We start from the raw sequence: 20,064 nt of genomic DNA, 5'->3' as shown, positions 1-20,064 counted from the left end.
AAAACCAGATGTGCGGACGACCCATGCTACCGAAAAGCACCACCTTGCGGCGCGCCGTTTGCATTGCATCTGCAATCAAGCGGCGTCGGCAGCGAGTCCCGTCTTGGCCAGCGTGAGGGTCTCGTCGGCCCGGCCCCAGCCGCCGTCGGCCACCTCTTCGACGAGCACCATCGAATACGGCTTGGCCTGCGCGCCGAAATACTCGACGAACATCGCGGTCGTGCGGTGGATGACCTCTTCCTTGCGCGCGGCGTCGACGACGCCTTGGGGAAACTTGAAATTTGCGAACGGCATGAATGCTGCTGGCAATGCATGGATGGCGATGGGTGTCGCCGTCCATGCATTGTGGGCAAGCGCGGGCGTGGGATAAATGCCGTGGGATGGAACAAACTGTTTGGCGCCGGGCAACAGTGCCCGGCGCCACGGTCAGCAGCCGCTCGTGTTGGCTTTGACGACGGGAACGCCGGTGCCGTTGTACGTGTACTGGACGGAGCAGTTCATGGGCGTCGGCGCGCTCTCGATGCGCCACCCGGCGTCGCCGTTGGGCAGCTTGTTGTTGCCGAAGCCATAGAAGGTGTAGTCGTCGCCCGTGACCGCCGCGGACGACAGGTAGCAGCCGGTGGTCGGGACCTTCGCACCTTGCAGCACCGCGCCGATGCCGTCGCACCAGCGGTCGGGATAGCCGCTCCAGACGCGCACCTGGGTCGAGTCGTCCAGCGTGACGAACGTCAGGTTGACGGGGCCGGCCGCCGTGCCCGCCCCGTGCAGCGCCGTGAGCGACTTGACCACGCTGACGCCTGTTTTCACGGACCCGGCCAGCGCCTGGATCGATGCCGTGCGGGCCGACGACCCGAGGTCGACGAATTTCGGCAACGCGACGGCCGACAGCACGCCAAGGATAACGATCACGACGATCAGTTCGATCAGCGTGAACCCGCCGGCCCGCCCGGTGCCGGCTTTGATGCCATGCAGATTTCGGTACATCGCAAAACCCCAGATTGGATGAAAAACAAGTGTAAAGCGGTAAATATATTGCCTGCTGGAATTATTTAGTATAGCCGCGTCGTGCCCGATTGACTACGACATCGTGCGCAAACCGTTGTAAGGACGCGCACCGCGTCGCCCGGACCGGCAGCGGGCAAGGCGCGGGGCCCTGCCCGACCGGGTGCTGCGGGTGCCCACGTGAACGCCGCCGCGGCATGCTAGAGTGACATTTTTGCGCACGCCCCGGATCATGCTCCGCCCGCTCGACAACATCTTCTGGAATTGCCTCTCCGGCCCCCACCGCCACCTGTCCTCCGGCACCGACCGCGCGCGCCGCTACGCACCCGGCTTTTCGCCGATCGTCGGCTTTCCCGATCCGCATGCGCCCGACTTCGCCGCGCTGCGTCCGTTCTGCGCGCCCGGCGAGTCGTTCTATTGCGATGCCTGGTCCGGTCCCGCGCCGGACGGCTGGCGCATCGACGTCGAGGCCACGATGTTCCGCCTCGTGTGGGACGGCCGCCCGGGGCCGGCCTTTGACCCTGCCCCGGACGCCGTGCCGCTGGGCCCCGCGCACGTGGACGACGCGATGGCACTGGCCCAGCTGACGCGCCCCGGCCCGTTCGGCCCGCGCACCATCGAGCTGGGCGAGTACTTCGGCGTCGTCGAGAATGGCCGCCTCGTCGCGATGGCCGGCGAGCGCATGGCGGCAAGCGGCCTGCGCGAGATCAGCGGCGTATGCACGCATCCCGACCACCAGGGCCGCGGCCACGCGAAGCGCCTGATGGAAAAGCTCATCCTGCGCCAGCTGGCGCGCGGCGAGACGCCGTTCCTGCACGTGATGAGCGCCAACGCGCGCGCGCACGACCTCTATTTGCGCATGGGCTTTCGCGACTATTGCGAGACGGTCGTGCGGGTGGTCACGCCCTGCTGACGCATGGCCTGCTGCACCGTCACACGAGGTCCGTGACGTAATAAAAGCCGATCACGAAGAACACGGCCAGCGTCTTAATGACGGTGACGGCGAAGATCTCGCGGTACGATTCCTTGTGCGTGAGGCCCGTCACCGCGAGCAGGGTGATGACGGCGCCGTTGTGCGGCAAGGTGTCCATGCCGCCGCTGGCCATCGACACCACGCGGTGCAGCACTTCCAGCGGAATCTGCGCGGCCTGGGCGCCCTTGATGAACAGGTCGGACATCGCGGCCAGCGCGATGCTCATGCCGCCCGACGCGGAGCCCGTGATGCCGGCCAGCGAACTCACCGACACGGCCGCGTTGACGAGCGGGTTCGGGATGCTTTTGAGCGCATCGCTCACGACGATGAAGCCCGGCAGCGCCGCGATCACGCCGCCGAAGCCATACTCCGACGCCGTGTTCATCGCGGCCAGCAGCGCGCCGCCGACGGCCGCCTTCGAGCCGTCCGCGAAGCGGCTGCTGACGCGCCGGAACGCCGTCACGATGACGACGACGATCCCCAGCAGCAGCGCCGCCTCCACCGACCAGATCGCGACGACGGTCTTGATGGTCGCCGTCACCGGCGTGTGCACGCCCGGCAGGATCTCGGCCGGCACCGTGAACGAATCGCCGTACCACTGCGGGATCATGCGCGTGAGGATGAAGTTCGCCACGCCCACGACGACGAGCGGCAGCAGCGCCAGCGCCGGATGCGGCAGCGACGTGGCGGCAACGCGTTCCGGCTCGTTGACGAGCGACGTGCCGTAGCCTTCGCCCCGCGCCAGCGCCGCGCGGCGGCGCCATTCGAGGTAGGACAGGCCGACGACGACGATGAACAGCGAGCCGACGGTGCCCAGCACGGGCGCCGCCCACGACGTCGTCTTGAAGAACGTGGTCGGGATGATGTTCTGGATCTGCGGGGTACCCGGCAGGGAATCCATCGTGAACGAGAACGCGCCCAGCGCGATCGCGCCCGGCATCAGGCGTTTCGGGATATTGCTCTGGCGGTAGAGCTCGGCCGCGAACGGGTACACGGCGAACACGACGACGAACAGCGACACGCCGCCATACGTCAGCAGCGCGCACACGGCAACGATCACGGCGTTCGCGCGCGAGCGGCCGATGTAGCGGATGGCGGCGTTGACGATCGACTCCGAAAAGCCGGACAGCTCGATCACCTTGCCGAACACGGCGCCCAGCATGAACACGGGGAAGTACAGCTTGACGAAGCCGACCATCTTTTCCATGAAGATGCCGGAAAAGACAGGGGCGACGGCGTCCGGCGCCGTGAGTAGCACGGCGCCGAGCGCGGCGATCGGCGCGAACAGGATCACGCTGTAGCCGCGGTAAGCGGCGAACATCAGGAACGCCAGCGCGGCGAGAACGATTACGAATGACATGGGTCTCCTCTTTTTTTGACCTGCCTGGCAGGCGATTATTATTGATTCGACAAACCTTTGATATACGTAAAATTACTGTCGCATACACGTCGTCGGTCGCGCCCCGGTCGTGCCCGCAATAACGCTGCAAGTTCGTAAGTGAGTGCGCAAACATCCCCACTTCCCTCGGTCGCGGCCGCAGTTTGGCATGCAGATATTGAGCAGTTCGCCGATGTAATGATATGTTGACGAATCGCTGACCCAGCATTGTTAATTTCAACCAGCAAAAGGTCGTCTTCGGAGGAGATTCGTGCCCGTCGCAAGTGCAGAGCTTTTGTTGCTGTTGATGCCCCTCGCGGCCGTCGTCGCCATCCTCCTGGGCCGGCAGCAGCAGCGCCTGGCGGACGCCGAGCGCGCCGGCCGCGACGTGCGCCGCGCCGCGCTGACCCTCGAGGCCGCGTTCGACCACGTCCCGGTCGGCCTGGCCCTGCTGGACCTCGACCTGCGCTATGTGCGCCTGAACCGCCTGCTGGCCGACATCAACGGCCTGCCCGTCGAGGACCACATCGGCAAGTCGATCCACGACGTCATCCCCGAAATCGCGCCGTCCGCCGAGGTGCGCCTGCGCCAGGTGATCGCGACGGGACGTCCCATCGTCGGCTCCGTGTTCGAAGGCGCGACGCCGGCCCGGCCGCACGCGCGCCGCGTCTGGCGCGAGAGCCTGCATCCCGTGTACGACCGCGACGACACCTTGCTGGGTGTGTCGGTCGTCGTCGAGGAGATCACGGAGCAGCGGCGCCTGGCGGGCGCGCTGCAGGACAGCCAGCGGCGCGAGCAGCGCCGCACGAGCGAGCTGGAAGGCGTCATGCAGGCCGCACAGTCAGCCCTGTTCGTCGCCGGCGACCGCGAATGCCGGCGCATCAAGGCCAACCCGGCGGCCGAACGCCTGCTGCGGCTGCACAGCGGCGACTGCCCGCGGCCCGACATCCGCGGCGGGCGCGCGTTCGCCGTGTATGCCGGCAGCACCTTGCTGGGCCTTGACGAACTGCCGCTGCAGCGCGCCGCCGCCACCGGCGAGGAAGTGCGCGGCGAAGCACTGACGGTGCGCTTCTCGGACGACGAGCGGATGCACGTCGTGATCAACGCGGTGCCCGTGCGCGACGCGTCGGGCGAAGTCGTGGGCGCCGTCGCCGCCTTCGCCGAGGCGCCTGCGCCGAACGCGGAGATTGACGGGTAATCGGCACGGTATTCAATGCATGAAATGACAAGCTTGCGCGGATAATCACCCCATGGCATCCACGATCCCTTCCACGGCGACCGCGGCGGCAGGCAACCGGAGCGTGTCCGATCTGTACGGCAGCGCCGTCGCGTCGCTGACGGCCCGCAACCCCGGCCTGCAAGGCGTCGACGCGCAGATCCGGCGCGACGACGCGCGCCTGTCCGTGCTGGGCCGGCTCGCCAATGTGCTGGACGACGTCAGGTCCGTCGCCGGTACGCTCGCGGCCAGCGGCCTGAAACTCGTCCCGCAGGTCGACGGCAAGGCGGTCGATGCGCGCATCACGGCGACCGGCGCCGCCGCCGGCACGCACAAGATCGAGGTGAAGCAACTGGCCCAGGCCCAGCAACTGTCGACCGTGCGGATGCCGAGCGCCACGACGCCGATCGGCAGCGGCGCGCCCACCGTCGTCAAGATCGACACGGGCGCCGGCACCAAGACGATCCGCATCGGCGCGCCCGACAACACGCCGCAAGGCATCGCCGCCGCGTTCAAGGCGGCCGGCGTGGATGCGGCACTGGCGTCCACCGACAAGGGCGTCGTCCTGAGCCTGGCGGGCCAGCCGGGCGCCGCGAACGCCATGCGCATCGGCGTCACCGGCGACCCCGCGCTGCAGGCGCTGCTGACCTGGCAGCCGCCCGCGCACGGCACGGTGACGCAGACGCGGGCCGCGCAGGACGCGCTCGTGAACGTCGACGGCAAGGCCGTCACGAGCGCCGGCAACAAGCTCGCTGGCGCCATCGCCGGCGTCACGCTGGACCTCAAGGCCGTCGGCACGGGCACGGTGACGCTGGCCGGCGACTCCGCCGACAAGGGCAGCGCCATCGCGCGCAACGTGAAGGCGTTCGCCGCTGCCGTCAACGCCCTGCCCGCGCGCCTGGCCGCGCTGAAGACGGGCGACGCGGCCGGCGACCGCATGCTGGCGCAGGCCCAGGACCAGGTCGGGCGCCTGATGGCCGGCATCGATCCCGCCGCGCTGGCCGCGATCGGCGTCAGCGCGAAGAACGGCAGGCTGGCCGTCGACGACGCGACGTTGAACGCGGCGATCGCGGCCGACCCGGACCGCGTGGCGAAGCTGTTCGCGAACGGCGGCGCGGGGCTCGCGGACAAGGTCGGCACCGGCATCGCGCAGCAGTTGGCGACGGGTGGCACGATCGCCAACGAGGCCACCGCGGTGACGAAGGACCGCGACGCACTCGCCGACAAGAAAACGCGGCTGACCCAGGCGGTCAACGCGCAGGCGAATGCCCTCGTGCAGCAGTACACGAATGCGGGGGCCAATTCGCTGTTCGGGATGATGAACGGCGGACGGCCGCCGTCGGCGTTCGACTTCCTGGCCTGAGCCGCCGTCAGACGGTCATGTCGGGCACGAACGCGGCCAGCCAGTCCTGCAGTTGCGCCGCCGTCATCGGCCGCCCGATGCCATAACCCTGCGCGATGTCGCAGCCGTGCGCGCGCAGCCAGCGCAGTTCGGCCTGCGTCTCCACACCTTCCGCGACGACGGTGAGTCCCAGCGCGTGACTGAGCATGATCGTCGACTCGACGATCGCGGCGTTGCGCGGCGATTCCGTGACGGCCGTGATGAAGCTGCGGTCGAGCTTCAATTCATCGACGGGCAGGCTTTTCAGGTAGGCCAGCGACGCCTGGCCGACGCCGTAGTCGTCGATCGACAGCTTGATGCCCAGGCCGGCCAGTTCGTCCAGGTGCGCCTGCGCCAGGGTGGGATCGTCCATCAGCGCGCTCTCCGTGATTTCCAGGCACAGGCGGCGCGCCGGCACGGCGTGGCGTTCCAGCAGGCCGCGTACGCGCCGGCCCAGGTATGGGTCGAGCAGGTCCAATGTCGACAGGTTCGCCGACACGGCGATGTCCAGGCCAGCCGCATGCCACACGGCGGCCTGGCGCACGGCCATGTCGAGCACCCATGGCGTGATCTCGCGGATGAAGCCCGTCTGCTCGGCGAACGGGATGAAACGCGCCGGCGCGATGCTGCCGCGCTCCGGATGCTGCCAGCGCAGCAGCGCTTCCACCGCCACGATGCGGCCGCTGGCGAGCGCCAGCTTGGGCTGGTACGCGAGCGTGAATTCGCCGGCCGCCAGCGCGCGCCGCATGTCGCCGATGAGGGACAGCTGTTCGTGCGCGGGCTCGGCGCCCGTCTCGGACGCGAACGCGACGCCGGAATGGCGCCGCTTGGCCGCGGCCAGCGCGAGTTCCGCGCGGCGCAGCAGCGTGCTCGCATCGGGGCCGTCGTCCGGATACAGCGCGATGCCGACACCCGCTTCGATGTCGAGGCGTTGGCCATCCAGCGTGACGGGATCGCGCAATGCCGCAAGCACGGCGTCGGCGAAGGTGCGCGCCGCGTCGGCGTCCGCGCGCTCCAGCAGGAACGCGAACTGGTCGCCCCACAGGCGCGCCAGCATGCCGCCGGGCGGCACCAGGGGCGCGAGCTGTCCCGCGACGGCGCGCAGCAGGCGATCGCCGACGAGGTGGCCCAGCGCGTTGTTGATGAGGGCGAAGCGGTCGACGTTCACGACCAGCACGGCGCCCCCACCGCCCGGCGTGAGGCGGCCGAACGCTTCGAGGAAGCGGGTGCGGTTCGGCAGGTCCGTCAGTTCGTCGACATAGGCCAGCCGGCCGATGCGCTCCTCGCGGCTCGCGATCCCGTTGCGCATCTGCTCGAAACTCGCGGCCAGCTGGCCGATCTCGTCGCCCTTTGCGGGCGGCAGCGGCTGCGCGTAGTCGCCCAACGCGATGCGGCGCGCGGCCGCGGACAATTCGTTCAGGGGCCGCACGATGCGCCCGGCCAGCATCACGCTGCCCAGCGCGAACACGAGCACCGCCGCGCCGATCACGCCCAGCAGGCGTCCCTGCAGTTGCTCGAACGGCGCCTGGACCTGCGCGACCGGAAGCTGCAGCACGGCCTGCAGGCCGCCGTCCAGCGGCACGTCCACGTGGGCGTAGCGCGCGCCGCCCTCGAGCGCGGCCCGTTGCGCGGGCGGCGCGGACGACGCGAGCAGCCCTGGCGTCCCCGCGCGCACGATGTGCACGCCGAGGCCCGTCACGTCCGCCATGTCACTCGCCCACCGGTCGTCCACGTGGAAGCCCATCGCGACCCAGGCGATGCGCGTGGGCGCCATGATCGGCACGAGCACGACCTGGTACAGCTGGCCGTTCTTCATCTGGCGGAACCCCGCGCTGCGCCCCGCGGCCTCGGCCTGCGCGAGCAGGTCGGGGAACGGGAACGGATCGCCGGCCGCCGCCGCGCGCTGCGTCGTCGCGATCATCCTGCCGTCGATGCCCGTGACCATCATGACCTGCGCGTGGATGCGCTGGCCGTGGTTGCGGATCACGGAGCGCACGGTCGGCTGGTCCTGCGTGGCGATCGCTTCGCGGAACGCGAAGTCGGCCGACAGCACGGTGGCCGCCGTCTCCAGCTGGCGCTGGTTCTGTTCGAGCAGCCGCTGGAATACCTTGGCGCCGACGGCCAGCTCGCGCTGCGTCTCGCGTTCGACGATGCGCGCGCTGCTGCTGTGGACGAGCGCGAGCACGAAGCCCATGACCAGCACGAGCAGGCCGACGAAGACGATGGCGATCCTGTGCCGCAGCGATCTCGATGACATGTCAGTAGCGGTCCGGGTCGTCCTCGGTGTGCGGCCTGGGCTCGCGCGGTTTCGCGTCGAGCGCGAGCGTCAGGCGCACGGGTGCGTCGTCCACGTCGATCTCGTCCGGCGCGACCTGCGCCTTCTGGCGCGGATGCCACAGGCGCAGGCGATAGCGGCCCGCCGGCACGCCCGCGACGGTGGCGCGGCCGTCCGCGCCCGTGCGGGCGAAGTACGGCGTGTCGACGACCAGCACGTGCGCCTCCATCCAGTCGTGGATGTTGCAGCCGATGTCGACCTGGCCCGGCTTGTCGAACACGATGGGCTTGCCCGGCTTGCCGGCGTACAGCTTGATCTCGAAGCGCTTCGGCTCCGAGAACGAATACACGTGGTGGCGGATCGTGTCGTTGTTGGGGAAGTCGACGCTCGTCCCGGTCTGCACGACGGTCATCCACGGCAGGAATTCGCGGCCCCGCTGCTCGATGGCGGCATGCGCGCCCGCGCGCGCATGCGGGACCGGGCCCGCGAGCGGCTCGACGATCACGGCGGCATCGGCCACCGGGCCGCCCGCCGGCGTCTGCACGAGCACCTCGACGGACGCCGCGGAGGCAGAGGCGGCGCCGGCCAGCAGCAGCGCCAGCAGCGCCGGGGACGACGACGGCATCACGGATCGATCTGCAGCGTGGGCGCGATCTGCCAGACCTCGGTGGTGAGGTCGCCGTCGCGGTAGGTCAGCACGTGCCACACTTTCACCGGCACCGCGCCGCCGTAGTCGGCCTTGGCCTGCAGCGACGTGCCGCGCGGGTTGCCGAGCGCCGTCAGCTTGCCGAAGCTGGCCGGACGGGACTTGCCGGCGTTCGCCGCGATGAATTTCTGCCAGACGGCGCGGATCGCGGCCTTGCCGTGGTAGCGGCCGTCGAGCGGGCCCCCGACCCACTCCAGGTAGGCGTCGTCCGCATAGTCGCGCATCAGCGCGTCCAGGTCGCCGGCGGCGACGGCGTCCAGGTGGACCTTCGCCTTCGCCTCGTCCAGCGGACCGGCGACGGCGTGCCCGCCGCACCAGGGCAGCACGGCCATCGCCAGTATCAGGGATGCAACTTTCGTCTTGCGGATCATCGTGTCTCCTCCACGTCCGGTAAAAAAGTTTCCTGCCCGAAAATCATGATTACACGGAAACACGGTCGTGGCAACACGCGTGTGGCGCAATGGTGCGCGCACGCGGCGCCATTGCGCGAGGTCAGCTTTCGACGTTGCTCAGCTTGCCGAGGCAGCGGCGCTGGAAGTTGTCGAGGCCTTCGGAGACGAAGCCGTCGTCCTCGCCGATGACGTGGGCGTCGATCAGGAGGCGCAGCTTGGCGATGCGGTCGCCCAGCGCGAGCGCTTGCGCCAGGTTTTCCTCGCCCGGCTCGCCCGCGTGCGCAATGGCATCGGCGACGGACGTGGGGAAGTCCCAGTGGCGGGCGATGGCGGCCGACAGCATGCGGCCCTCGTCCAGCAATTGCAGGCCGAAGTCGCTGGAACCGGGCACCTTGCCGTCGTCGCAGACGCGGTCGGCCAGGCGGAAGCCGACGATGACGCCCAGGTTCTGCATCAGGCCAGCGAGATAGGCCTCGAACGCGCCCGCCGTGAGGCCGGGCGCCATCAGGCTCGCGGCCAGCGCGCATTTCTCGGACTGGTTCCAGACGAGCGGCGCGGCCACGCGCGCGAACCCCGTCGACTGCAGCTTGATGATGGGCCGGAAGGCGATGCGCGCGAGCAGCATGCGCAAGCCGTTCTGGCCCAGCATCATGAGGGCCGCCTCGACCGTCTTCACGGGCGACATGGGCCGGTAGTACGCGCTGTTCGCCTCGCGGATGACTTCCGCCACGAGCACGACGTCCTGCGCGACCTGGCGCGCCAGTTCCGCGTTCGACGCCTCGTCGTGCAGGCTGCGCAGCAGTTGCGGGATCACTTCCGGCACGCGCGGCACCAGCTCGGCCGCGGTGCCGGGGTCGCGCGCGAGACCGCGCACCTCGTCGAGGATCGCGTTCTCGATCGCGGCCGGCGCGGCGTAGCCGGCGGACGCCGTCAGCCAGCGGTAATACGTGGCCTCGATCTCGGCGGCCATGCCCACCTGTCCGTCCAGCTCGCCGGGTGCGGGAACGGCCGGCTTCGCGCCGTCCGTGTTGTCGGCACCGCCCCGCAGGCGGTTGATCCAGTTTTTCATGGGCCTATTGTAGCCGGATGCGGGCCGCGCGCGGATTACCGCTGATGCCGCGCTGCGGCATTCTGCACAGTCCAACAGGCGCCGAGCCAGCGCGCCGCCGCGCGTTCCAGCTCGGCGGGATCGGGATGACCGGCGCGCGCCCACGCGACGATACCGTACGGCCGCACCAGCAGCGCATCCGCGCCGAGCCGCTCCCGCACGCTGCCCGCAACATGGCGCCGCCTGCCGCCGCAGCGTCCGGCGAAGGCGGCCAGCGCCGCGTCGGCCGTGAAGTCGAGCAGGAGCGCCCCGCCGCCGCGCATCGCGTGGGCCACCGTCGTGCCGTCGTCGAAGAGGTAATCGGGCACGCTGCGGCCCGCCAGCGGATGCTCGCCGCCGACATCAACATGCGTGTGCATGCCCCACACCCTGCCGGCGACGTACGTGGCGCCGTCGCGCGTGGCGATCAGGTCGCGCATGACGGCGTTCAGCGCGCGGGCCGCGGGCTCCGGCCGCATGAGCGCGACCTGGGCGCGCGACCAGTCCAGCACCCGCGCGCCGACCGGATGCCGCTCCGCGTGGTAGCTGTCGAGCAGCGTGTCCGGCGCCGTGCCGCGAACGGTAGCGGCGAGCTTCCAGCCCAGGTTCAGCGCGTCGCCGATGCCGCGATTCAGGCCCTGCCCGCCCAGCGGCGAATGGATATGCGCCGCGTCGCCGGCCAGCAGGACCCGACGGGCGCGGTAGGCCGTCGCCTGGCGCGCGCGGTCCGTCCAGGTGGTGCCGTGATGGAGCGTGGCGACCGTCGCGTCGGTGCCGGACACGCGGCGCAGCACCGCCTGCACGCGCTCGCGCGTGAGCGGCGTGCCCGCATCGTGGCCGACGCCGCCGTCGAAATCGCCGAGCGCCAGGTGGCCCGGCTGGAACTGGATCGTCATGCCGGCTGCCGTCATCGTGCGGCCGACCGCGATGCGGTGCGGCTCGGCGAGATCGAGGCTGAGCGTATAGCCCGTGAACTCGGGCTCCGTGCCTTCGAACGCGAAGCCGGCGGCCTTGCGCACGGCGCTGCGGGCACCGTCGCAGCCCACGAGCCAGCGCGCCGTAAAGAAGCTTCCGCCCGCGTGCACGGCGACGTCGTCCGCCGTCTGGTGCACGTCCGAGACGGCGAGACCGCGCCGGATCTCGACACCCAGCGCCTGCGCACGGCGCGCCAGCACGGCTTCCAGCTCCGCCATCTCGGCCAGCAGGTGCGTGGGCCCGGTGCCGGGCAGATGCCAGGGCCACTGCGCGGGGTCGACGTCGTCCCGATAAAACGGGATGCTGGCGAAATGCCCGGCCTGGTGCCGGACGTGCGCATCCGCCGCGCCCGCGAACTTTTGGGGAAGCGCCGAACGTCGATCTGAAGGTCGCGCAGTAAGACGGAAGTAGATCGGGATTGGGGCGGGCAGCGAGTCTGACCGGTCCCCTCCCACACCACCCGGCATGCGGGTCCGCACCGGGCGGTTCGAGAGGTCGAGGTGATGAGAGCCGTGGCATGCCAAGGCGGTCAAAGCAGGCAGCGGCTGTCGCGTTGCCATCTGCGGGAGTGGTCCGGGACGTACCGAGCGGATCAGGCGGCGCAGACGCCGTCGGCACTGCCGATCTTCACGCCGCCAGCATGCCGGTCCGCAACGCGCGCGGCACCGACCGCCGCGATGCGCACCTCGCGCGCGACCGTACCGCTCCCGTCCCACTCGCCGAACCAGGCGCAGCGGCGCCCGTCCCGCTTGCCCCGATATAACGCCTCGTCGACCAGCACGAGCGCGTGCTGCCAGTCGAGCGGCGCGCCGGCGGGCACCGACAGCGCACCGGCCGTGATGGTCACGTCCAGCGCCTGCCCATCCGCCAGCGCGACCGGCGCGCCCGCCACGGCGTCGAGCAGCGCACGCACGAGGGCCGCGTGCGCCGCAGGTTCGCCGCCGTCGACATGAACGAGGAATTCCTCACCGCCCCAGCGCAAGGCCTGTCCGTGCCCGTCGGCACAGGCACGCAGGCGGCGCGCAACTTCCACGAGCACGTCGTCGCCGGCCGCGTGGCCGAGACGGTCGTTGATCGACTTGAAGTGGTCGATGTCGAGCAGGATGAAGCAACAACCGGCGCCGCCCCCGCGCGCCGCCTGCGCGTCGCGGAACGAGCGACGGTTCAACAGGCCCGTGAGCGCATCGTGCGTGGAGTGGTAGGCGAGTTCCTCGTTCATGTCGCTGAGGCGGGCGCTCGTGGACTCGGAACGGCGATACAACCGCCAGACGAAGCCGCACAGCAGCAGCGCCATGCCGGCGCTGGCGGACGCGAACAACTGCCATCTGCGGCGCTTGCGGATCTCCTCGTCCTTCAAGGCGTTCTCGCGCCGCAGGTACTCGATCTGGATGGCGCGGCGCTGGGCGTCGAACTGATCCTGCAGCACCTTCAGCATGTCTTCGCGCTCGGCCGCCTCGATAGTCGCGACCACCTTGCGCTCTTCCTGCAAGGCCTGCAGCGCGGGGCGGATCAGGCCGACCTTCTCCAGCATCTCGCTCTTGTCGGCGAGTACGCGGCCCAGGTCAGGCAAGAGATTCAGCGCGCGTTGTTCCGCCAGCACGGCGTCGACGTGTTTCCGCCCGGCGGCCACCTGGCCCTGGCCGATCAGGGCGAAACCCAGGTTCACGCGGGCGAAGAGCGGCACACCAGGATTGCCCGACCGCTCGGCCACCGGCAGTGCCGCGCGCGCGGCGCGCTCGGCCTCGACGTAGTTGCCGGTCGCGAGCCAGGTGTCGGCAATGTTGCTGAGCGCCTTCGCCTCCTGCTCGAGCAGGCCGTGCGCATGCGCGACGACCTGGGCCTTCTGCTGGGCCGCCCGCGCCCGGACCATATCGCCCCGAATACGGTAGGCAATGCCCTCGTTGACGAACTTGCGCACTACGAGCCACGGGCCCAGCTTGCCACCGGTTTCGTCGATCAGCGCCAGCATCGCCAACGACTTCTCCGGCGCGTTCTTGTGCACATAAACCCTGGCGATCGACACGCGCAATCCGTTCACGGTCGGCGCCAGCAGTTCCGGGTGCTGGCGCGCGAGGTCGAGCGCTTTCAGGTAGTGGCTGAGCGCGAAGTCGAGCTGCCCCAGGTTCAGGTAGACGTCACCATACGCCTGCTGCAGCGCTGCCATGAATTCCGATTCGTGCAGATTGGCGTACTGGACGTCGAGGGCATTCAGCGCGGCCAGCGCAGCCGTCCGTTCAGGACCGAGCTTCCTGTCGTAGGTTCCCAGCCGTCCCAGTGCGATATTCAGTGCATCGCCCTGCTCGCGCGCGAGGTCAACGATGTGGTCGCACACCCGCGCCGCGTCCGCCGCGTTGCCGCGGTCCTGGTACGCCCGCCGCAACAGTTTCAGGTACGCCATGCGGTCGGCGTAGGGGCCATCCTGGAACGTGCGCTGCGCCGCGAGGAGCGCCGGCAGCGCGCCATCGTCGGCAGCGCGCACCAGGCGCTCCAGCGCGGGCAGCTTCGACGGCGCGGCCGCGACCATGTCCGGCGCGGCAACCGCGAATGCCACCAGGGCGGCACAGGCGGCGCTGCGGATTCGAAGAAATGGAATCATGTCATGCGGCTCCCGGCGGCGCGCAGGCACGCCCGCTAATATATGTCCTATCAATACGCCATTATAAGTCGGGACGTTCCCTTTGGTTTACTCGCGGAAACTTTATGCACATGGCGACAGTAATTCTTGCCATGCAGCCAAACTGCCACGAACGCCAGGAGGTGTGCGTACGACGCCGCACCTGTGCGTGAACGTCGGTGGTGACGGTCCGCGATGAAGCAGAAGGGCTATAAGTGATGAGCAACATGTTCTTGGACTCGGACGAGATCCGCGAGCTGACGTGCCGCGTGCAGCACGCCGCACAGGTACGGGTGCTGCGCGGGTGGGCATCGAGCACCGGGTGCGGCCTGACGGCACCGTCGCCGTCATGCGTGCGCACGCCGAGAAAGTGTTCGGCGCCGTCGCCGCCGGCGGCCGCCGCGCGGCGCCGAAAGAACCGGACTGGGGAGCGCTCGATGCCGCGCGCGCGTAAACCGGAGAATAAGGGACTTCCCCTTCGCTGGCGGCACACCCACGGCGCCTATTACTACCAGGTGCCGCCCGGCCAGGAAGCCGCGTGGGACGGCAAAAAGCTGTTCCGCCTCGGCGCCACGCTGTCGGACGCGTACACCGTGTGGGCCGAACGCCTCAAGTACGTGCAGGACGCCAAGACGGTCGCCCAGCTGCTCGACCGCTACGCCCTTGAGGTGATCCCACGAAGGCCGTGACCACCCAGGCGCAGAACCGCAGCGCAATCCAGCCTGTCCGGACCGCGTTTGGCTCGATGGGGCTGATGGACATCAAGCCGCGCCACGTCTACCAGTACGTCGACAAAGCGAAGGGGAAGACCGGCGCGCGCCGCGAGATGGAGGTGTTGAGCCATGCGCTCACGAAAGCCGTCGAGTGGGGCTCCATCGACCGGCACCCCTTCAAAGGTGAGGTGCGCCTGCAGGGAGAGAAGGCGCGCACGCGCTACGTCGAGGACTGGGAAGTGGTCGAGTGCCTGTCGCTCACGTCGCGGCGCAAGGCCGGCAGCGTACTGGCCGCCCAAGCCTACATCCGGCTGAAGCTACTCACGGGCATGCGCCGCGGCGACATGTTGCGGCTGACGATGTCGGACCTCAAGGAGGACGGGATCTACGTCGAGCCGAACAAGACGCGCGACTCGACCGGCAAACGGCTGATCATCGAATGGTCGGAGGAATTACGTGCGGCGGTCGAGATGGCCAAGGCGGCGCGGCCAGTGAAGCTATCGCCCTTCCTGTTCTGCAACCGCAACGGCGAGGGCTACATCGACGAGAAGACGGGCCGCGCCGGCGGATGGGAATCGCTCTGGCGGAACTTCATCACCAGGGTGATGGAAGAGACGAAGGTGTCCGAACACTTCACCGAGCACGACCTGCGCGCCAAGTGCGCCAGCGACGCCGAGACGCTTGAGCACGCACGCCAGCTGCTGGCCCACGCCGACGGCAAGATCACCGAACGTGTGTATAGGCGCCGGCCGGAAGTTGTCAAGCCGCTGCGGTAGCCGATGCAGACCTTATACTATGACTCAGCCTATGTACATCTGACTCATCAATTTAAGGATCCCCAATGGACTTCGAAGGTTTCAGCGGACTGAGCGGAACTAAGCTTAGGGAGCAACAAAAAGAAAACTACATGGAGCTGTTCGGCTTCGCGGGGGAATGCTCCAGTCTAGCGATGCAGGCCGTATCGATGCTCCCTAAAATTGAGGACAAAAGCACCCTGCCCGCGTGTTTGCTTTTCGCCCGGGCTGCAGCCCATTTCCAGGCGGCCATTTCTTTGGCGGAAGGCGGAATGACTATTGAAGCCCTCATCATTGCTCGCAGTCTTGTCGAAACTTCATTTGTGCTTGGCGCTCTCGCTGCAGGGGAAATCAAAGCGAACGACCTTGTAGAACACGATATTGCTTCCCGGACGAAGGCAGCAAAAGCGCTTTTAAAACCTAACGACTATGAAAACGTTGAAGTGTTTAAGGAGCGACTATCCGCGTTCGTCTCCGAAAACGCCGGGTCGGCAGAAATCAAAATCTTCGAGTTTGCTAAGAAAGCTGATGCATTGATGATGTATGATGGGCTCTATCGCCACCTGTCGCACTTCGCGGCGCACCCCTCCCTCTCGGCGACAGACCCCTACCTTGTCGAAGAGGATGGCAAAGCCTTCGGTCGATTTCAGCCCATCCTGCATTACACCCCCCGCGCTGTACTCAGCGCATGCGCAGGCTTCCTCATCTGCTTTTACTGTCTGGAAAAAATCGGCGTCAGAGCCCCAGAAACGAATGCTCGAGGAACGGTGCTTTGGGATATTTACGAGTCGCTCTACGCTCGAAACCAGCCATGGAAATAAGCGGTAGCAGCAGGAGGAATGAAGATGAGCACGGACGAGAATAACTTCAGGCGCGTCGAATGGACCGGCGACCAGTGGCACGAGAGCGACGACGACGGCCCGGACGGCATGCCGCAGCGGCCGCGCGGATCGGTGCCCAGGTCGAGATCGTCGCGGGCGAGAACTGGCTGAGCCTGCATTTCGCCGACGGCACGGTCACCCACGCCTGGAATCCGCTTGTGCACAGCGACGACATGTTGGACCTGTCAGCTCGGTTACGGATCGATATCGAGTGGGGAGGCGAGTCGGTGGTATTCGCGGATGGGAATTGGTCCGAACCAGTAGGCGCCGACCCTTCAGCAGCGGCACGTCGCGCCGTCACGCGCGCTGCAGCTGAGATCGAGAACGCGAAATCACTGGGGTAACCGGAAATTGAATAGTACAACTGCGATCTATAGTACAGATAAAGAAAAAGCCGACTGCCGAGTCGGCTTTTTTTCTCTTTAAAATCAACTAGTTATACTTGGCGGAGAGAGGGGGATTCGAACCCCCGATAGGCTATGAACCTATACACGCTTTCCAGGCGTGCGACTTAAACCACTCATCCATCTCTCCTGATGGGTTTTCGCAAGCACATGGCTGACCATGTGCGCGAAGCCGCCTATTATAACAAGGATTCTCGGCAGTACAAGAGTGTCATGCTGCCGGCATCGTTCGGCTCAGCGCACCCCGTCAGACGGCAACCTCGCTTGCGCCACCACAAGAGTCGCGTTTTCCTTGCCGCTCCGCAGCCAAGTGGTGGTATTGTTGCCGCGATAAAACTTTTTCAATATCGCCGTGAAACGCAAAGCCCTCTATCTCGTCATCTTCGCCGTCGCCGCGGCCGGTGCCGCCAGTGGCACCTATCTCGTCAACCGCAAGCCGATGCCCCAGGCGCAACAGCCGCTCGGACAGTCCCCGGAAGCCGCCGCCATCGCCGCCGACATGCAGCAGATACTGGCCGCCTACCGCAAGATGATCGTGCTCACGCAGGACGAGGCCGGCCTGCCGGCGCAGGGGCAGGCGGAGGTCAACCGCGTCGGCCAGCAGCTGTTCCACGAGAACCAGGAACGCATCGCGAAGGTCGACGGCGCGCTCGCGGCCCTCGCCCGCTCGCAGAATCCGCGCCGCTTCGAGGCCATCGGCGGCCTGCTCGATTACGTCGAGACGAACGAAGGTCTGTACGACGCCGACCGTCTCGCCTTCCGCGAACTGATGCGGTCGCTGCTGGAGCACGTGGCGAAGGACTCGTCGCTGCCGGCGATCAAGCTGCACAAGCGGATCTCGGAAGACCTCGACGCGCTGGCCGAGATCGAGCGCACTTACGAGAAAGAGATCCAGGCCGTGTTCGGCCGCTTCGAGTCGCGCGCGATCGTGCTCAAGCGCGAGAAGTGGGAGAGCTACGTCACCTACCTGAAGACGCTGTACCAGCGCGACCGCATCCTCAAGGACTACGGCGTCGTGCTGCCCTACCCCGCCAAGCCCGAGCCGGCGGAACCGGCGTCGCAAGGCGCGGACAAGGGCCAGGTCGCGCAAAAGGACGAAGACGAAATCTTCGGCAAGGGCCTGCCGAAGAAGACGATCGTGCTCACGTTCGACGACGGTCCGCACCGCCGCTACAGCGAGGAGATCGCCGCGATCCTCAAGCAGTACGATGCGCCGGCCGTGTTCTTCAGCATCGGCCGCAACCTCGGCACGCTCGATGCGCACGGCGCCGCGCAGCTGAACGCTGGTGCGGAAGTCAGCCGCAAGCTGAAGGCGGCCGGCTACGTGCTGGCCAACCACAGCTTCACGCATGCGCAGCTGTCGAAGGAAAGCGGCGACAGCCTGAAGGCCGAGATCTTCGATACCGACAAGCTGCTGAAGGCCGTCGATCCGCAGCGATCGAGCCTGTTCCGCTTTCCCTACGGCGCGCGCAACAAGGAAGGCATGCACCTGCTGGCCGATGCGCACCTGAAGTCCGTCATGTGGAACATCGACTCGCTCGACTGGGCCGACCCGGTACCGACGTCGATCGCCGACCGCGTCCTGCGCGCCGTCGACAAGGAAGGCCGCGGCATCATCCTCTTCCACGACATCCACGAACGCACCGTGAAGGCGCTGCCCGCGATCCTCGACCGCCTCGTCGCCGAGGGCTACCAGTTCGCCGGCTGGGACGGCACCACGTTCCGTGTACCCGGCGGCGCGGCCGCGGTGCCCGCACCCGTCGCGCGCGCGGCCGCGACCGGGTATGCGAGTTCGTGGGCGATCGTCGTCGGCGTCGACGGCTATCCGAAATGGCCGCACCTGCAGTACGCCGTGCGCGACGCGGAAGGCGTGGGCCAGACGCTCGTGCAGAAGTTCGGCTTCGCGCCCGACCACGTGATCACGTTGAAGAACGAGCAAGCCACGCGCCGCAACATCCTCGCCGCCTTTCACGACCTCGCGGGCCATGGAGGCACGGGTGGCCTGCAGTCGAACGACCGCGTGTTCGTGTTCTTCGCCGGCCACGGCGCGACGCGCAAGCTGAGTTCCGGCCGCGACCTCGGCTACATCGTGCCGTACGACGCCGATCCGGAGAACCTCGCCAGCGACGCGATCCCGATGACGGAAATCCAGAACATCGCCGAGAGCCTGCCCGCCAAGCACGTGCTGTTCGTGATGGATGCCTGCTACAGCGGGCTCGGACTCACGCGCGGCGGCGCCAACGCCGCCTTCCTGCGCGATAACGCGAAGCGGCTCGGCCGCCAGATGCTGACGGCCGGCGGCACGGACCAGATGGTGTCCGACGGCGGCCCGAACGGCCACTCCGTGTTCACGTGGACGCTGCTGCAAGGCCTCGGCGGCAAGGCCGACTTGAACGGCGACGGCTTGATCACGGCGACGGAACTCGCGGCGTACGTGGCGCCCGCGGTGTCCAGCGTGTCGCAGCAGACGCCCGCCTTCGGCAGCCTGCCCGGCTCGGAAGGCGGCGACTTCGTGTTCGAGCTGCCGGAAGAAAGCGAATTCCTGAATACGAACACGGCGCAGCTGTCGAACGACGCCATCGCCCTCAACACGAAGCTCGAGGCGAAGGCGTCGGCGCCGTCCGCGCCCGTCGTCGTGAAGGACTTGCAGGGCGGCGAGCAGACGATCAAGGCGCCGGCCGCCGTGCCGGTGTCAAGCCGCCAGCAGGCGCAGCGTGCCAACGATCACGGCCTGCAGCTGTACAAGGAAAAGCAGTACGCGCAGGCCGAAGCCCAGTTCACGGAAGCGCTGAAGCTGCGGCCGGACTTCGCGCTGGCGGCCAACAATCTCGGCTTCGTGTTCTACAAGCAGGACAAGTTCGCCGAGGCCGTGCGCTGGTTCGAGAACGCGATCAAGATGGACCCGTCGCGCGCGATCGCATACATGAACCTGGGCGACGCGTACGCACGCGCGGGTGCAGGCGACAAGGCGAAGGCCGCGTACAAGACCTATCTCGAGCTGGCGCCGAACGGTGCGGGTGCCGGGTATGCGCGGGGGCAGATCGAGAAACTGTGAACGGCCGGTATCGCCAGCTTAACGTAGGGTGGGCACCCCGTGCCCACGCGTGACGTTCGCATAACGCAAACGTTCGCGTGGGCTCGGGGGAGCCCACCCTAACGGTCATTGCAGAGCGGCCGCCCCGGGGCATGAAAGAATACAGGGTGGAAGGCTGGCGATAGAGGTCGAGCATTAATCGTGGAGGTAAATCCCCGACCCTAACGTGATCCGCAGAA

At 67.8% G+C, this 20,064-nt stretch carries 17 protein-coding genes and 1 tRNA gene; 8 read left to right on the top strand and 10 right to left on the bottom strand.

Annotation, left to right across the window (positions count from 1 at the left end; all coding sequences use genetic code 11):
- Positions 1-75: 75 nt before the first annotated feature.
- A complete protein-coding gene (locus HAV22_RS26925) occupies positions 76-294 on the bottom strand; it encodes a tautomerase family protein (protein WP_166863697.1) in 219 nt (72 codons plus the stop codon).
- A gap of 132 nt (positions 295-426) precedes the next feature.
- A complete protein-coding gene (locus HAV22_RS26920) occupies positions 427-984 on the bottom strand; it encodes a type II secretion system protein (RefSeq protein ID WP_166863695.1) in 558 nt (185 codons plus the stop codon).
- Between the two features lie 250 nt (positions 985-1,234).
- On the opposite strand from HAV22_RS26920, the gene HAV22_RS26915 reads away from it, so the two are divergent.
- Entirely contained in the window at positions 1,235-1,915 is a 681-nt protein-coding gene (locus HAV22_RS26915) for a GNAT family N-acetyltransferase (protein WP_166863693.1), read from the top strand.
- Positions 1,916-1,934: 19 nt separating this feature from the next.
- Here HAV22_RS26915 and HAV22_RS26910 read toward each other — a convergent pair whose 3' ends face one another.
- Positions 1,935-3,335, bottom strand: coding sequence for a GntP family permease (locus HAV22_RS26910; protein ID WP_166863691.1), 1,401 nt, complete (start codon positions 3,333-3,335; stop codon positions 1,935-1,937).
- A 325-nt stretch (positions 3,336-3,660) separates the two neighbouring features.
- On the opposite strand from HAV22_RS26910, the gene HAV22_RS26905 reads away from it, so the two are divergent.
- Both HAV22_RS26905 and fliD read left to right on the top strand, forming a co-directional pair.
- Positions 3,661-4,551, top strand: a complete 891-nt coding sequence (locus HAV22_RS26905; protein ID WP_229421454.1) for a PAS domain-containing protein — start codon at positions 3,661-3,663, stop codon at positions 4,549-4,551.
- Positions 4,552-4,603: 52 nt separating this feature from the next.
- Positions 4,604-5,932 (top strand): flagellar filament capping protein FliD, encoded by a 1,329-nt coding sequence (gene fliD / locus HAV22_RS26900; RefSeq protein WP_166863687.1) that lies wholly within the window; start codon positions 4,604-4,606, stop codon positions 5,930-5,932.
- 7 nt (positions 5,933-5,939) lie between these two features.
- Here fliD and HAV22_RS26895 read toward each other — a convergent pair whose 3' ends face one another.
- The 6 genes from HAV22_RS26895 to HAV22_RS26870 all read right to left on the bottom strand — a co-directional run bounded on the left by HAV22_RS26895 (position 5,940) and on the right by HAV22_RS26870 (position 13,981).
- Positions 5,940-8,207 carry a putative bifunctional diguanylate cyclase/phosphodiesterase gene (locus tag HAV22_RS26895; RefSeq protein WP_166863684.1) on the bottom strand — a complete coding sequence of 756 codons (2,268 nt, stop codon included), beginning with the start codon at positions 8,205-8,207 and terminating at the stop codon, positions 5,940-5,942.
- A 1-nt stretch (position 8,208) separates the two neighbouring features.
- The gene (locus tag HAV22_RS26890) at positions 8,209-8,850 is read right to left on the bottom strand and encodes a methylamine utilization protein (RefSeq protein ID WP_166863682.1); all 642 of its coding nucleotides are present in this window, start codon (positions 8,848-8,850) and stop codon (positions 8,209-8,211) included.
- Positions 8,850-9,302, bottom strand: a complete 453-nt coding sequence (locus tag HAV22_RS26885; RefSeq protein ID WP_229421446.1) for a nuclear transport factor 2 family protein — start codon at positions 9,300-9,302, stop codon at positions 8,850-8,852. Before HAV22_RS26885 ends, HAV22_RS26890 begins: the two co-directional genes overlap by 1 nt.
- Before the next feature lie 121 nt (positions 9,303-9,423).
- A complete protein-coding gene (locus HAV22_RS26880; protein WP_166863680.1) occupies positions 9,424-10,392 on the bottom strand; it encodes an HDOD domain-containing protein in 969 nt (322 codons plus the stop codon).
- A gap of 35 nt (positions 10,393-10,427) precedes the next feature.
- Positions 10,428-11,852 (bottom strand): FAD-dependent monooxygenase, encoded by a 1,425-nt coding sequence (locus HAV22_RS26875; RefSeq protein WP_229421445.1) that lies wholly within the window; start codon positions 11,850-11,852, stop codon positions 10,428-10,430.
- A 125-nt stretch (positions 11,853-11,977) separates the two neighbouring features.
- Complete coding sequence (locus tag HAV22_RS26870; RefSeq protein ID WP_166863676.1) at positions 11,978-13,981, bottom strand: GGDEF domain-containing protein; 2,004 nt, start codon at positions 13,979-13,981, stop codon at positions 11,978-11,980.
- 245 nt (positions 13,982-14,226) lie between these two features.
- Here HAV22_RS26870 and HAV22_RS31400 point away from each other — a divergent pair, with 245 nt between their 5' ends.
- From HAV22_RS31400 to HAV22_RS26850, 4 genes are all read left to right on the top strand, one after another.
- The gene (locus tag HAV22_RS31400; RefSeq protein ID WP_229421444.1) at positions 14,227-14,688 is read left to right on the top strand and encodes a hypothetical protein; all 462 of its coding nucleotides are present in this window, start codon (positions 14,227-14,229) and stop codon (positions 14,686-14,688) included.
- Positions 14,685-15,488 carry a tyrosine-type recombinase/integrase gene (locus HAV22_RS31730; RefSeq protein WP_371869752.1) on the top strand — a complete coding sequence of 268 codons (804 nt, stop codon included), beginning with the start codon at positions 14,685-14,687 and terminating at the stop codon, positions 15,486-15,488. Before HAV22_RS31400 ends, HAV22_RS31730 begins: the two co-directional genes overlap by 4 nt.
- A 65-nt stretch (positions 15,489-15,553) precedes the next feature.
- Entirely contained in the window at positions 15,554-16,327 is a 774-nt protein-coding gene (locus tag HAV22_RS26855) for a DUF5677 domain-containing protein (protein WP_166863672.1), read from the top strand.
- A 59-nt stretch (positions 16,328-16,386) separates the two neighbouring features.
- A complete protein-coding gene (locus tag HAV22_RS26850) occupies positions 16,387-16,731 on the top strand; it encodes a hypothetical protein (RefSeq protein WP_166863670.1) in 345 nt (114 codons plus the stop codon).
- Positions 16,732-16,830: 99 nt separating this feature from the next.
- Here HAV22_RS26850 and HAV22_RS26845 read toward each other — a convergent pair.
- Positions 16,831-16,921: transfer RNA gene (locus HAV22_RS26845), tRNA-Ser, on the bottom strand.
- 222 nt (positions 16,922-17,143) lie between these two features.
- On the opposite strand from HAV22_RS26845, the gene HAV22_RS26840 reads away from it, so the two are divergent.
- Complete coding sequence (locus tag HAV22_RS26840; RefSeq protein WP_371869751.1) at positions 17,144-19,846, top strand: polysaccharide deacetylase family protein; 2,703 nt, start codon at positions 17,144-17,146, stop codon at positions 19,844-19,846.
- Positions 19,847-20,064 lie beyond the last annotated feature (218 nt).

Origin of the sequence: Telluria antibiotica, assembly GCF_011682055.1 — a bacterium.
GTDB classification, from domain to species: domain Bacteria; phylum Pseudomonadota; class Gammaproteobacteria; order Burkholderiales; family Burkholderiaceae_D; genus Telluria; species Telluria antibiotica.
This window is presented reverse-complemented; position numbering and strand designations above follow the sequence as displayed.

Coding starts and splice junctions, on each gene's coding strand:
- HAV22_RS26905 (WP_229421454.1), top strand. CDS start 3,661: ATGCCCCTCGCGGCCGTCGTCGCCATCCTCCTGGGCCGGCAGCAGCAG.
- HAV22_RS26895 (WP_166863684.1), bottom strand. CDS start 8,207: ATGTCATCGAGATCGCTGCGGCACAGGATCGCCATCGTCTTCGTCGGC.
- HAV22_RS26920 (WP_166863695.1), bottom strand. CDS start 984: ATGTACCGAAATCTGCATGGCATCAAAGCCGGCACCGGGCGGGCCGGC.
- HAV22_RS26875 (WP_229421445.1), bottom strand. CDS start 11,852: ATGCCGGGTGGTGTGGGAGGGGACCGGTCAGACTCGCTGCCCGCCCCA.
- HAV22_RS26915 (WP_166863693.1), top strand. CDS start 1,235: ATGCTCCGCCCGCTCGACAACATCTTCTGGAATTGCCTCTCCGGCCCC.
- HAV22_RS26850 (WP_166863670.1), top strand. CDS start 16,387: ATGGACCGGCGACCAGTGGCACGAGAGCGACGACGACGGCCCGGACGG.
- HAV22_RS26855 (WP_166863672.1), top strand. CDS start 15,554: ATGGACTTCGAAGGTTTCAGCGGACTGAGCGGAACTAAGCTTAGGGAG.
- HAV22_RS26925 (WP_166863697.1), bottom strand. CDS start 294: ATGCCGTTCGCAAATTTCAAGTTTCCCCAAGGCGTCGTCGACGCCGCG.
- HAV22_RS26890 (WP_166863682.1), bottom strand. CDS start 8,850: ATGCCGTCGTCGTCCCCGGCGCTGCTGGCGCTGCTGCTGGCCGGCGCC.
- fliD (WP_166863687.1), top strand. CDS start 4,604: ATGGCATCCACGATCCCTTCCACGGCGACCGCGGCGGCAGGCAACCGG.
- HAV22_RS26880 (WP_166863680.1), bottom strand. CDS start 10,392: ATGAAAAACTGGATCAACCGCCTGCGGGGCGGTGCCGACAACACGGAC.
- HAV22_RS26910 (WP_166863691.1), bottom strand. CDS start 3,335: ATGTCATTCGTAATCGTTCTCGCCGCGCTGGCGTTCCTGATGTTCGCC.
- HAV22_RS26870 (WP_166863676.1), bottom strand. CDS start 13,981: ATGATTCCATTTCTTCGAATCCGCAGCGCCGCCTGTGCCGCCCTGGTG.
- HAV22_RS26885 (WP_229421446.1), bottom strand. CDS start 9,302: ATGATCCGCAAGACGAAAGTTGCATCCCTGATACTGGCGATGGCCGTG.
- HAV22_RS31400 (WP_229421444.1), top strand. CDS start 14,227: ATGTTCTTGGACTCGGACGAGATCCGCGAGCTGACGTGCCGCGTGCAG.